The sequence below is a fragment of the Novilysobacter longmucuonensis genome, from assembly GCF_046600735.1.
In the GTDB taxonomy this organism is placed as follows: domain Bacteria; phylum Pseudomonadota; class Gammaproteobacteria; order Xanthomonadales; family Xanthomonadaceae; genus Novilysobacter_A; species Novilysobacter_A longmucuonensis.
In genome coordinates this window covers 186,338-199,654 of record NZ_JBJMAW010000001.1, presented here as the reverse complement: position 1 = coordinate 199,654, position 13,317 = coordinate 186,338, and the positions used below count along the sequence as shown (strand labels likewise).

The following is a 13,317-nucleotide window of genomic DNA, read 5'->3' as shown; positions in this document are numbered from 1 at the left end:
TGAAACCGCTCCTACAAAGAAGGGAGCCAACGGCGGGTTCCGCGGGTCAGCCGGTGTTCTGCACGCCGGCTGCGATGCCGTTCACGGTGGCGACCAGCGCGTGCAGCAGCTCGTCGTCGGGGCACCCGGCCGCGCGCCAGCGCGCGAGCAGATCGACCTGCAGCAGGCTGATAGGATCGACGTAGGGGTTGCGCAGGCGTATCGACTGTCGCATGCGGTAGTCGCCGGCCAGCAGCTCGTCGCAACCCTTGATCGCCAGCACCGCGCTGCGCGTGCGCTCGAACTCGGCGGCGATGCGCGGATGCAGTCGCGGGTGCAGGTCGCCGGCCAGCTGCGAATAGCGCTCGAAGATCGCCGGATCGGAGCTTGCCAGCGCCATCTCCACATCGTCGATGAGCGTGCCGAAGAACGGCCAGTCGCGCGCCATCTCGGCCAGGTGGTCGCGGCCGTGGGTCTGCAGCGCCCGCTCCAACGCGGTGCCGACGCCGTACCACGCGGTCAGGCCGCAGCGGTTCTGCGACCACGCGAACACCCACGGGATCGCCCGCAGCGATTCGATCCCGCCGCTGCCGCCTCGCTTGCTCGGGCGCGACCCGATCCGCAGGCGCTCGATCACGTCGATAGGAGTCGCCGTGCGGAAATACGCGGGGAAATCCGCGTCCTCATGTACCAGTTCGCGGTATTGCGCACGCGCATCACTCGCGAGCTGTCCGGCGATCCGGCGCCAGCCCTCCTCGCGCGGCTCTGGCGGCCGCGGCCGCAGGGTCGCGCGCAGCACCGCGCCGGTGGTCTGTTCCAGGTTGCGCAGCGCAATCGCGCGGATGCCGTACTTGCGGTGGATCACTTCGCCCTGTTCGGTCAGCCGCAACATGCCATCGACCGACCCGCGTGGCGCGGCAATCACCGCGCGCTCGGTCTTGCCGCCGCCGCGGCTGAGCGAGCCGCCGCGGCCGTGGAAGAACGCGATCCGCACCCCGCTGTCATGGGCCAGCCGGGTCAGCGCGATCTGGGTCTGCTGCAAGGCCCAGCGCGAGGCGACGATGCCGCCGTCCTTGGCGCTGTCGGAATAGCCGAGCATCACCACCTGCCGGTCGCCGCGCGCGGCCAGGTGCTGCCGGTACACCGGGTCGGCGAACAGCGCGCGCAGGGTGTCGGCGGCGGCATCGAGGTCATCGACGGTTTCGAACAGCGGTGCGACATCCAGCGGCACCTGATCGCCACGGCCGTCCGCGTCGGTGCCGACGCAGCCGGCGATACGCGCCAGCGCCAGCACCGCCAGCGCGTCGGCCGCGCTGCGGCTCATGCTGACGATGTACGGCCCGAACGCATGCTCGCCGAAGCGCGGGCGCAGCTCGGCCACGGTGCGGAACACCGCAAGCGTGGAGGCGGCCGCGTCGGGTTCGGCGGCAGGAATCTCGCGCCGGGTCAGCAGCCCGTGCAGGCGCGCGGCGCGTTCCTCCGGTGGGCGCGACGCCCACGCCGGGTCGTCGAGCAACGCCGCCAGGGCGATGTCGTGCACCGCCGAGTCCTGGCGCAGGTCGAGGCTGGCCAGGTGAAACCCGAAGCACTGCGCGCGACGACGCAGGCGCAGCACCGAAAAGCCGCCGGCATGGGTGCCGCCGTGCGCGGCCAGGCTGTCCTGGATCGCGACGATATCGGCCAGGAACGCATCGGCATCGGGATAGCCGGCGGGCTGCTCGTCGACTGTGGCGCGCAGGCGCTCGCCCATTAACGCCAGCAGGTTGCGATACGGCATGTCGGCGTGGCGCGGCTTGAGCTGCACCGCCGCGGCCGGCAGCAGCTCGCGGTACTGCTCGATGCGCTCCAGCACCGCGGCGGAGACCTGCACCCGCGTCTGCGACTGGCTCAGCGACTCGCCCAGCGTGATCAGGTCACGCTGGTATGCAGCCAGCACCAGCGCGCGCTGGCCGTCCAGCGCGGCGGCAATCGTCGCGGCGCCGACGTTGGGGTTGCCGTCCATGTCGCCGCCGACCCAGGTGCCGAAACCCAGCAGCGGCGGCAAGCTGAACTCGCCACCGAAGGTCTCCGCCAGCGCCTCCTCGAGCACCTCGTGGAACACCGGCAGCACGCGATACAGCACTTCGGACAGGTAGAAGCCGACGTGCTCGAACTCGTCGCTGACGCTGGGTTTGGCCGCCGGCGCCTCGGCGGTCTGCCAGCTGGCGGTCAGCGCCAGGCGGATGCGTTCGCGCCCGGCGCGGCGCTCGGCCGGGGTGCGGCCGCGGTCGATGTCGGCGATCAGGCAGGCAACGATCTGGCGCTCCTTTTCCAGCAGCACGCGGCGCACCGCTTCGGTCGGATGGGCGGTGAACACCGGTTCGATCCGCAACCGCGGCAGCAGGGCGGCCACCTCCTCGGCGGTGACACCCTGCCGCGCCAGGGTGGCGAGCACCGCGCGCAAGCCGCCGGGCTGGGCGCCGTCACCGCTGCGCTCGTGGTCGCGGCGACGGCGGATGCGGTGCACGCGTTCGGCGAGGTTCACCGCCTGGAAATAACTGGCGAACGCACGCACCAGGTCGCCGGCCTGTTCAAGCTCGATGTCGGCCAGCGCCTCGGCGAGCTCGGCCACCGGCGCGTCGGCCTCGCGCCGCGCGATCGCGGTGCGGCGCAGGTGTTCGACCTCGGCGAGGAAGGCATCGCCGCGCTGTTCGGCCAGGATCTCGCCGACCAGCGCCCCGAGCGTCTTGACGTCCTCGCGCAGCAGCGCGTCGCTCGCGGCGAACTCGACGGTGCGCAGGGGTTCCTCGGAGGCGGATTGTTCGGTAGGTGCGGGGGAGGTGTTCATGCGGCAAGGCTAACGCAGCCGGGGGCAAGGCCGGGTGCGCTGATTGTCACCGCGGCCCGATAGGAGCGACGTGAGTCGCGACGGGTGATGACAGCGGCGGCGCCGGTCGCGACTCACGTTGCTCCTACCAGTGCATCGCGGCTGAAGCCGCTCCTACAGCGAGGGAGCGGGCTCGAACTCAGTACGCGAATTCCTTGAACACCGGGTCGACGTTGCCGCCCCACTTGCCGTGGAACAGCTCGAGCTTGCGCTCGGCCGGGGTGATGCCGGCCTCGACGAACTCCATCAGCGGCTCCAGGTAGGTCGCCTCGTCGGCGCCGTTGGCGTTGACCCGTGCGCGCCGCGCCAGGCCATGGGCGGAAATCTCCAGCGCGCGCCGCGCCAGGTCGAGCACGGTGCCCTGCGTGGTGCCCAGCCGCGCCGGCAGCTTGAAGGCATGGCGCGGTACGCCGCCGCGCAGGGCGTGACGCTCCTCCAGGGTAAAATCCTTGACCAGGTCCCAGGCCGCATCCAGGGCGGTCTGGTCGTACAGCAGCCCGACCCAGAACGCCGACAGCGCGCAGATGCGGCTCCACGGCCCGCCGTCCGCGCCGCGCATCTCCAGGTACTTCTTCAGCCGCACCTCGGGAAACGCGGTAGTCATGTGGTCGGCCCAGTCCTGCATCGTTGGCGCATGACCCGGATATGCCGGCAGCCGGCCGTCCATGTAGTCGCGGAACGACTGCCCGCTGGCGTCGATGTACTTGCCGTCGCGGTAGACGAAATACATCGGCACATCGAGCAGGTAGTCGGTGTAGCGCTCGTAGCCGAAGCCGTCCTCGAACACGAAGTCGAGCAGCCCGGTGCGATCGGCGTCGGTGTCGGTCCAGATGTGCGAGCGGTACGACAGGTATCCGTTGGGCCGGCCTTCGGTGAATGGCGAGTCGGCGAACAGCGCGGTGGCGATCGGTTGCAGCGCCAGCGATACGCGAAACTTTTTGACCATGTCGGCCTCGTCGCCGACGTCCAGGTTGACCTGCACGGTGCTGGTGCGGGTCATCATGTCCAGGCCGAGCGCACCGACCTTGGGCATGTAATCGCGCATGATCTTGTAGCGGCCCTTGGGCATCCACGGCATGTCGTCCCGGCGCCACTTGGGCTGGAAACCGATTCCAATGAAACCCAGCCCGAGCGGGTCGGCCACCGTGCGCACGTCGCGCAGGTGGGCGAAGGCCTCGTGGCAGGTCTGGTGCAGGTTGTCCAGCGGCGCGCCCGACAGTTCCAGCTGCCCGGCCGGTTCCAGCGACACCGACGCTCCGTCGTGGCTGAGCGCGATCACGCGCCCGTGTTCGTGGACCGGCTGCCAGCCGAACCGGGTCAGCCCCTTGAGCAGCGCCTCGATGCCGCGCTCGCCGTCGAACGTCGGGGGGCGCAGGTCGTCGGTGCGGAAACCGAACTTTTCGTGCTCGGTGCCGATCTTCCACTGGCTGGCCGGGCGCACGCCCGAGGCCAGGTAGTCGACCAGCGCATCGCGCCCTTCGATGGGTACATCCTTGACCTGGCTGGGACCGGACACGCGCACCTCGCTGTGGACTGAAGCCGGCGATATGTGGCGCGGCGCCTGCAATCGCAAGACGTCGCAGTGTAGCGGCGGTGGTGAGGTGGACAATGCCGCGGGCGCAACGCTGCAACCTGCCGGCGCGACGACTCCGGGTTTGTAGGAGCGGCTTCAGCCGCGATCGGACGTCGCGATGGATGACCGGTTCTGGATCGCGGCTGAAGCCGCTCCTACAGGTCCAGCCAGCGGCCGATCACCTGGCGCGCCTCGTCCACGCCCTGCTTGGACTCGCCCGAGAACAGCTGCACGCTGACCGCGTCGCGGTACTCGGCCGTCATCTCCTTGCGGATCGCCAGCATCGCATTGCCCTGTGCACCGCGGCCGAGCTTGTCGGCCTTGGTCAGGATCGCGTGCGCCGGCAGGCCGCGGCTGACCGCGTAGCCGAGCATCTGCCGGTCGTACTCCTTGAGCGGGTGGCGGATGTCCATCACCACGATCAGGCCCTTGAGCGCCTCGCGGGTGCGGAAGTACCGATCGAGGAAGCCCTGCCAGTGCGCCTGCAGGTCCTTGGGCACCTTGGCGTAACCGTAGCCCGGCAGATCGACCAGGTAGCGGTCGGTGGTCGGAGGGATGTCGAAGAACACCAACTGCTGGGTGCGGCCGGGGGTCTTGGACACCCGCGCGAGCGCGTTCTGCTGGCAGATCGCGTTGAGCGCGGTCGACTTGCCGGCGTTGGAGCGGCCGGCGAAGGCGACCTCGAAACCGCCGTCGGGCGGCAGTTGCTGCGGATTGTGCGCCGCCAGCAGGTATTTGGCGCGGGCAAGGGGATTGGCCATCGGCATAGGATCGCACGGCAACCGCGGACGCGGGGCTGCCCGCGGCAAGCGGTGCTGGCAAGCCCGGCGCCTTGCCACCGCGACGAGGCGGCCAACCGAGGCGCTGGGTTTGCCAGCCCGGCCTGCAAAAGCAAAAGCGGGATTCGCGGTGCGCGACGCCGCTGGCTGAACCCGCTGCCGCGCCGCATCCGAAGCCCCGCCGCGACCCGCGCCACGGCGCCCGCCGCGTTGACCGGGCCCGGCCCGGCGACGATAATTCCGCGGTTCGACGGTGCTGGTCCGGCCCGTCGCCTTAGAGTTCCGGAGCCCCACCTGATGAGCCACGCCCGCGTTTTCGGCACGATTGGTGTTGCCGCCCTCGCCGCTGCAATCGCCGCCGTCGCCTACGCACAAACCACCGTGACGCCGATTCCGGAGACCCCGCCGGTCGACACCGCGCCGCTGGTGCTGACGCCGGAGACGACCACCTGGGGCGACGCCGGGGCCGGAGCGAACAAGGCCGGCACCTGCGTGGCCTGCCACGGCCTGGACGGCAATCCGACCGACCCGCAATACCCGCGCCTGGCAGGGCAGAGCGAGCGCTACATCGCCCAGCAGATCGCGCTGTTCAAGAGCGGCGAGCGCGACAGCGGCATGGCCGCGATCATGAAGCCGTTCGCCGACATGCTCAGCGCGCAGGACGCCCGCGACATCGGTGCCTACTACGCCACCCAGCAGGCCGGTGCTGGCGTCGCCGACGATGCCCTGATCGCGGCCGGCCCGTACGAGGGCATGCAGTACTACGAGGTCGGCGAAAAACTCTATCTGGCCGGTGACGCTGAGCGCGGCATCCCGGCCTGCCTGGCCTGCCATGGCCCCGACGGCACCGGCAATCCCGGCCCGGCCTACCCGCACGTCGCCGGCCAGTTCGCCGAGTACAGCCAGCGCCGGCTCCAGGAGTACCGCGCCGGTGCCACCGACCGCACCGACCCGGCGTCCTTCAACGTGATGGCGTCGGTCGCCGCACCACTGACCGACGAGGAAATCGGCGCACTGGCCAGCTACCTGCAGGGCCTGCACCCACGCGCCCACGACCTTGCCGCCGCCAATGCGCCGACGCCCGCGGTCGCGCCGCGCGCATCGACTGTGCCGGCCCAGACCGACGCGGCGCCGGCCGGAGCCGCTGCCGAGCAGCCCACCGCCGAGGACGAGACGGACGCCACCGGCGATGATGCCGCCGCGCCGGGCCCCGGCTCCTGAGTTTTCCGGAACTTGCCGCTCCGACGGGTCAGAGCCTGCACTCATGGTCCAATTTGCGCCGGCCGTTATGATGACGGCCGGCGTTTTTGTTCAGGCGTCCGCTTGCGGCCCGTCCATGCAGCCGGTCCGTGGCCAGTCCTGCGACGGCAGTCCGGGCAACCCGCCAGGAACCGACCGGCCCGACCGCCGCCCCCGCCTTCTCCGCAAGGCGCTACAACGAGTGATTCGATGACCGCACGTACCGCACGTCTGAGCTGCTTGCTGGTGTTGTTGCAGCTTCTGTTCGCCACCCACGCACTGGCCCGCGCGCCGGCCGGGCCGGCGCCGGTGGCCGGGGTGGACTACGTCGAGATTCCCGGTGGCATCCCGTTCGAAGCGATGCCGGGCAAGGTCGAGGTGGTCGAGGTGTTCGGCTACACCTGTCCGCATTGCGCCAACTTCCAGCCGGTGCTCGAGCCGTGGAAATCGCAGTTGGCAGACGACGTGCAGTTCACCGCACTGGCCGCGCCACTGGGCGGCTACTGGATCCCCTACGCCCGCGCCTACTACGCGGCGCGCACGCTGGGGCTGCTTGGCCGCACCCACGATGCACTGTTCCGCGCCCTGCACGACGAGCACCGCCTGCCGCTGAGCCGGCCGACGCCGCAGGAGATCGCCGGCTTCTACGCCGAATACGGTGCCGACCCGCAGCAGTTCGTGCAGGCCATGGCCGATCCGGCGATCGATGCCCAGTTCGAGCGCGTCACTGCATTCATGCAGCGCAGCGGGGTACAGGGCACGCCGACGTTGATCGTCAACGGCAAGTACCGCGTGCGCGGCAACAGCTTCCAGGACATGCTGCGCATCACCGATCACCTGATCGCGCGCGAACGATCCGCGCCCGGCGGTTGAAGTCGCGAGACAGGCTACACACCCTGTTCAAGCCGCCGGTGGCTATGCTGGACCGCTGCGGCGCCAACGATATGCATCCGTCGTCCTGCCGCCGCGGCGGTCCCGGCGGCATTCCAGCAAGAATCCCGACGGAAGTTCCGACCGCGTTTTTCCCCCCGTACTCAGCGGAGATTGACCCATGACCTCGCGCCCGGCCCTGCTGCCCCGCTTTTCCCCGATCCGTATCCCGCTGCTGCTCGCAGCGCTGCTGGCCCTGTCCGCCTGCTCGTCGCAGGACACCGCCGCGCCTGCTGCCGATCCGACCGCGGGCGCCGCCATCGATGCGACCGGCTCCCCGGCCAACGCCGGCGTGGAAGCCGCCCAGCCCTCCACTCCCGCCGCCGTGGTCGAACCCGGCCCGATCACGCCACCGACCGGTCCGGCGCCGATCGCCGGCACCGATTATGTCGTGATCGCCGGCGGCCAGCCGTTCGCGCCGGGCAGCGGCAAGATCGAAGTGGTCGAGGTGTTCGGCTACACCTGCCCGGCCTGCGCCCGCTTCGAGCCGTTGCTGGATGCATGGAAGGCGCGCCAGCCGGCCGACGTGCAGGTGGTGCCGGTGGCGGCGCCTTTCGGCGGCTACTGGGAGCCGTACGCCAAGGCCTACTACGCCGCCGACACGCTCGGGCTGGTCGATGAGACCCACGACGCCATGTTCCGCGCGATCCACATCGAGCGCAGCCTGCCGGTGCAGCCGGTGCCCACCAACGAGCAGCTCGCCGCGTTCTATGCGCAGCATGGCGCCGATGCCGAGCGCTTCGCCGACACCATGTCGAGCTTCGCGGTGAACGCCAAGATGAAGCGCGCGAGCCAGTTCCTGACCCGCAGTGGCGTCGACTCGACCCCGACACTGGTGGTCAACGGCCAGTACCGCATCACCGGCAACACCTTCGAGGAGCACCTGCGCATCGCCGAGCACCTGATCGCGCGCGAGCGCGCGGCCGACGGCGCGCCGCCGGCCGAGGACGACGCGCCGGTCCCGCCCGTGACCAGCGACTGACCCAACACCCGCGATATGGCCGCAGCGGACCAGGGCCGGCGCCGGCTGCGCCTGCTCAGCGCCAACATCCAGGCCGGCTCCAGCACGCGCGGCTACCACGACTATTTCGCGCGCAGCTGGTCGCACGTGCTGCCGGCCGGCAACAAGCGGGTCAGCCTGGACGCGATCGCGAAGCTGGCCGGCGAGCACGACATCGTCGGCCTCAACGAAAGCGACCCGGGCAGCCTGCGCTCGGGCTTCACCAACCAGACCCACTATCTTGCCCAGCGCGGCGGTTTCGACTACTGGAGCCACCAGCCGAACCGCCGCGTCGGCAACGTCGCCTCCAGCGCCAACGGACTGTTGAGCAAGCTGGAGCCGCGCGAGGTCATCGACCACCCGCTGCCGGGCCGCATCAGCGGTCGCGGGGTGTTGCTGGCGCGCTTCGGCGACGGCGACGAAGGCCTGCTGGTGGCGATCGTGCACCTCTCGCTCGGCGCGAGTTCGCGCATGTCGCAACTGGGGTTCATCGCCGAGTTGCTGCACGACCACAAGCACGCGGTGCTGATGGGCGACTTCAACTGCCCGATCGACCGGCCCGAGATGGACGCGCTGTTCCGCCAGACCCGGCTGCAGCCGCCCGAGTGCGTGGTCAACACCTTCCCCAGCTGGCGCCCGCAGCGCGCGATCGACCACATCCTGATCGGCGATGGCCTCAGCTGCTCCGGCGCCTGCGCAATGCCGGCGGCGTTCTCTGATCACCTGGCGCTGTCGCTGGACCTGCAGGTACCCGAGGCGGCGCTGCTTTGAGGCTTGCGGGACTCGGGACTCGGGACTCGGAAACGCTTTGCGCTTCGGCGCCGGAGGCGTACGTAGCCGATTTGCTGTTGCTCCTGCCGGGCAGCATGAGCCGCAACAACAACAACCACTAGGAAGAATGTACCGGCGCTAGTCGGTACGGCGAATTGGAAGAATCCGTTCGAGTCCCGAGTCCCGAGTCCCGGATCCCGCCCATAAAAACGAACGGCCGGTGGACATCCACCGGCCGTCGTCGTCACGCCTGCAATGTAGCGACTAGAACCGCAGGTCCGCGCGGACGTAGAAGAACCGGCCGCCGGGGATGTCGTAGGTCGATGCGTCGTAGCCGTTGAGCGAGCACGACAGGCAGATCGGCGGGTCCTCGTCAAACAGGTTGTTGGCGCCGGCGGTCAGCTCCAGGCCGCGCAGCCAGTCGAAGCGGTAACCGACCTGCAGGTCGTGGTAGGTCGTGGCCTCCAGCACGTTGGTGCCGGTCGCCGGGTCGCTGCAGATCGGGAAGGTCACCGCCGCGCCGCAGTCCTCGCGCAACTCGTCGATGTGGCGGATGGTCCAGGCCGCCGACCAGTTGTTGCGTTCCCACTCGGTCACGAAGGTCGAGGTCCACTCCGGGATCGAGCTGTCGACCACCTCGATGCCCACGCCCTGCGGCTGGCGCTGGCCGGCGGCACCGATCGCCTCGTAGTCGGCGACGAAGGTGTTGCGCCAGTCGACGCTGAGCTGGCCGAGGTCCGACTCCGGGAACACCCAGAACAGGTCGACATCCCAGCCGGAGGTCTCGATCACACCGAGGTTGGTGAGGCGGTTGTTGAAGCCGTTGATGTCGCCGGTCGCCGCGCGCGAGATGCTGTCGCAGAACAGCGGATCGAGCGACTCCACGCACAGGTCGAGCTGGGTCTGCGCGTCGATCGCCTGGATCGCGCCCTCGATCTCGTGGCGGTAGAACGTGACCTCGAAGTCGACGCGCTCGGAGATGTCGGTGTTCTCGAGCAGGCTGGGGCTCCACACCATGCCGGCGCTGAAGCTGTCGGCACGCTCGGGGTCGAGCTGCTCGTTGCCACCGGTGGTCACCGAAATCTGCGGGTTCGGCTGGGCGTAGCCGGCCGGCACGCCAAGCACGCGGCAGTTGCCCTCCAGCGACGGATCCAGGAACGGTTCGGTACACGGGTCGACGAGTTGCGCGTCGAAGCGGCTGGCCGAGCCGAACAGCTCACCGATCGACGGCGCGCGGAAGCCCTCGGCAAAGGTGGTGCGCAGCACCAGTTCGTCGGCGACCTGCCAGCGCAGGCCGAGCTTGCCGGTGAACTCGCCGCCGAAGGTCGAGTAGTCCGAGTAGCGGCCGGCCACGCTCAGGTCGAGGCGGCTGCCGCGCTCGGCGTTGGCCATCAGCGGCACGTTGAACTCGGTGTACAGCTCGGTCACGTCGTACTCGCCCGAGGTCGGCAGCGACGGCACGCCGTTGTAGAAGCCGGCGACAGTGAGCGGATCGGGCTGGTAGGAGCCTTCATAGCGGCGATGCTCGACGCCGGCCGCGAACGCCAGCGGACCGGCCCAGATGTCGAACAGGTCGCCGGAGAGGTTGGCGGTGGCCAGGGTCAGGATGTTCTCGCTGCGGTCGCGCACGATCGGCTGGATGAAGGCGAGCATCTCGGGGGTGATCGAACCCGGGCCGCCGAAGATGTTCAGCGGCGTACAGCCGGCGACGGCCGCGCAGGCCGCCGGATCGCCGAGCGCAAGGGCGATGTTGCGGATGTCGTAGCTGCCGAAGTTGGTCTGCTTGGCCTCGTTCTCGCTGTGGGCGAAGTTGACGTCCCAGAACCAGGTGCGCTGGCCGGCATCGAACAGGCCCTCGAAGCCGGTGCCGACGTACCAGGTATCGACCTCCTGCTCGAACACGCGCGGGCCGCCTTCGACCGGACGACGGCCGATCAGGATCAGGTTTCGTTCTTCCGGCGGCGTGCTCAGGCGCGCGTCCAGGTCGAAGCCGAACGGATTGAACGGGTTCGCGCCGGAAATGAATATGTTGTCGGAAATTGGATTGCCAGTGCCCGCCGCAGGGCCGAGGAAGATCGGCTCGGGCGCAGCCTGGTTGGTCGATTCGCGACGGTTGTACAGCGCCTTGACGTACCAGTTGGTGCTGTCACTGATATCGAAGCGGAACTGGCCGAACAGGCCGGCACGCTCGGACGGGGTGACCAGCAGGTTGAACTGGGAGAAGTTGAAGCGGTCCGCACTACTGAAGCAGTGGAAACCGTCGGTGCGGTCACAGCCGGTCTGGGTCGGGTCGTAGTTGGGATCGCCGTCGCCGGTGTTGGGCGTGACGTCGAGTGTCGCGCCGGTGTTGGGGTCGGTGAAGATGAAGCGGCCGGTCGGCGTGCCGGAACTGCCGAACGCGACGCCGGTGCCCGGGACCGGGAAGCGTGACTGCTCGCGCGTGTTTGAACGCACCTGCTCCTGGTCGGTGTAGCTGGCGCCGAGGAACAGGTTGCTGCGCTCGCCGTTCCAGCCCCAGGCGATGTCGAGCTTGCTGGTCGCACCGTCGCCTTCGCCGTACTCGCCGTACTGCGCGCTGATGGAGGCGCCATCGAAGCTGCGCCGGGTGATGATGTTGACCACGCCGGCGATCGCGTCGGAACCGTACAGCGCCGATGCGCCGTCCTCGAGCACCTCGATGCGATCGACGATGGCCAGCGGAATGGTGTTGAGGTCGGTCGCCGAGCCGACGCCCGAGGCCGATGCCTCGTTGACCCAGCGGATGCCGTCGACCAGCACCAGCACGCGCTTGGCGCCGAGATGGCGCAGGTCGACCTGGGCCGAGCCGGCGCCGACGCCGCTGCCGTCGGGCGGGAAGCCGAAGTTGCCCGACGAGTTGAACTTGGTGTTGAGCGCCGAGCCCGAGGCGGTCAGCGCCTGCACGACATCGCCGATGGAGGTCAGGCCGGTGCGCTCGATGTCCTCGCGGGTGACGGTCTGCACCGGCACCTGGCCTTCGATCTCGGCGCGCTTGATGCGGGTGCCGGTGACCTGGACGGTATCGAGGGTGGTGGCGGTGGGCGCCGGAGCGTCCTGCGCGGCCGCGAGGCCAGGCAGCGCGAGCAGCAGCGAGCATTGGATGGCATGGGTCAGGGTGAGGCGGCGGTGCGGGTTCATGATCTCTCTCTCCTTAGAAAAGCCGGTGGACGTGCGTGCGCCGCTCCCCTCTCACGGCGGCGTCAGGAGGTTGTAAACAATTCGTTCAGCCGCCACAAGGGGCAAAGTCACTCAGGAGCGCCGCGGCATGGGTCACCAGCGCCATTCGCGCCTAGCCGCCGAGCAGCAGACTGGCGCCGACCAGCACCAGGAATGCCGCGAACACCCGCTTCAGCGCCTCGCCGGACAAGCGATGAGCCAGCCGCGTGCCGAGCGGCGCGGCGAACACCGAAGCCGCCGCCACCCCGATCGCCGCGGGCAGGTAGACGTAGCCGACCGCGTGCTCCGGCAGCGCCCCGGGCGGTGCATGCAGCGCGTAGCCGGCCGCGCTGGCCAGACCGATGGCGATGCCGCAAGCCGAGGAGGTACCCACCGCGCGGACCGGTGCGACCCCGCGCCAGACCAGCAACGGCACCGTCATGCTGCCACCGCCGATGCCGATCACCGCCGACAACGTGCCGATGCCGGTCGCGGCCGCGCTCATCATGGCGCCGCGCGGCGCCGGCACCGCATCGACGCCGTTGCCGCGCACGCGCCCGAGGAGCAACTGCGCCGCTGCAAGCCCGCAGTAGGCGGCAACCAGGACGCGCAGCACGTCGCCGTCGATCCGCACCGCCACACCGCTGCCGAGCCAGCCGCCGAGCAGCAGGCCCGGCACCATCCAGGCCACGGTCCGCCACAGCACGCTGCCGCGCCGCGCGTGGGCACGCGCCGAGGCCGCCGCGGTCAGCACGATGCTCGCCAGAGAACTGGCCAAGGCCGCATGCATCGCCGCATCTGCCGGCACGCCCATCGTCGGCAACAGCCACGCCAGCGCGGCAACCAGCACCAGTCCGCCGCCGACACCCAGCAAGCCGGCAAGCACGCCGGCAACCGCGCCCAGCGCGAGGAACAACAGCCACGTCAGTGTCATAGAGGGTGAGTCAGGTTGGGTCGGCGCTTTACGCCGTGAGTCGGCGCTGCGCGCCGGTGAGGAACGTAGGAT

The 13,317-nt window shown here is 69.7% G+C and carries 9 protein-coding genes; 4 read left to right on the top strand and 5 right to left on the bottom strand.

Annotated features, from left to right (window positions below):
- Positions 1-46 precede the first annotated feature (46 nt).
- The 3 genes from ppc to yihA form a co-directional block, all read right to left on the bottom strand.
- Entirely contained in the window at positions 47-2,806 is a 2,760-nt protein-coding gene (ppc, locus tag ACJQWM_RS00940) for a phosphoenolpyruvate carboxylase (protein ID WP_332705422.1), read from the bottom strand.
- A 178-nt stretch (positions 2,807-2,984) separates the two neighbouring features.
- The gene (locus tag ACJQWM_RS00935) at positions 2,985-4,361 is read right to left on the bottom strand and encodes a glutamate--cysteine ligase (RefSeq protein ID WP_332705424.1); all 1,377 of its coding nucleotides are present in this window, start codon (positions 4,359-4,361) and stop codon (positions 2,985-2,987) included.
- Between the two features lie 212 nt (positions 4,362-4,573).
- Positions 4,574-5,179 carry a ribosome biogenesis GTP-binding protein YihA/YsxC gene (gene yihA / locus ACJQWM_RS00930; RefSeq protein WP_332705427.1) on the bottom strand — a complete coding sequence of 202 codons (606 nt, stop codon included), beginning with the start codon at positions 5,177-5,179 and terminating at the stop codon, positions 4,574-4,576.
- A gap of 315 nt (positions 5,180-5,494) precedes the next feature.
- On the opposite strand from yihA, the gene ACJQWM_RS00925 reads away from it, so the two are divergent.
- From ACJQWM_RS00925 to ACJQWM_RS00910, 4 genes are all read left to right on the top strand, one after another.
- The gene (locus ACJQWM_RS00925; protein WP_332705430.1) at positions 5,495-6,418 is read left to right on the top strand and encodes a c-type cytochrome; all 924 of its coding nucleotides are present in this window, start codon (positions 5,495-5,497) and stop codon (positions 6,416-6,418) included.
- A 228-nt stretch (positions 6,419-6,646) separates the two neighbouring features.
- Positions 6,647-7,309 (top strand): thiol:disulfide interchange protein DsbA/DsbL, encoded by a 663-nt coding sequence (locus ACJQWM_RS00920; RefSeq protein ID WP_332705433.1) that lies wholly within the window; start codon positions 6,647-6,649, stop codon positions 7,307-7,309.
- Positions 7,310-7,487: 178 nt separating this feature from the next.
- Positions 7,488-8,348 carry a thiol:disulfide interchange protein DsbA/DsbL gene (locus ACJQWM_RS00915; RefSeq protein ID WP_332705436.1) on the top strand — a complete coding sequence of 287 codons (861 nt, stop codon included), beginning with the start codon at positions 7,488-7,490 and terminating at the stop codon, positions 8,346-8,348.
- Between the two features lie 15 nt (positions 8,349-8,363).
- Positions 8,364-9,137: an endonuclease/exonuclease/phosphatase family protein gene (locus tag ACJQWM_RS00910; protein WP_411306613.1), complete on the top strand. Its 774-nt coding sequence runs from the start codon at positions 8,364-8,366 to the stop codon at positions 9,135-9,137.
- Positions 9,138-9,401: 264 nt separating this feature from the next.
- Here the strand turns inward: ACJQWM_RS00910 and ACJQWM_RS00905 are convergent, their stop codons facing one another.
- Positions 9,402-12,293, bottom strand: coding sequence for a TonB-dependent receptor (locus ACJQWM_RS00905; RefSeq protein WP_332705439.1), 2,892 nt, complete (start codon positions 12,291-12,293; stop codon positions 9,402-9,404).
- Positions 12,294-12,444: 151 nt separating this feature from the next.
- Complete coding sequence (locus ACJQWM_RS00900; protein WP_332705442.1) at positions 12,445-13,245, bottom strand: sulfite exporter TauE/SafE family protein; 801 nt, start codon at positions 13,243-13,245, stop codon at positions 12,445-12,447.
- Positions 13,246-13,317 lie beyond the last annotated feature (72 nt).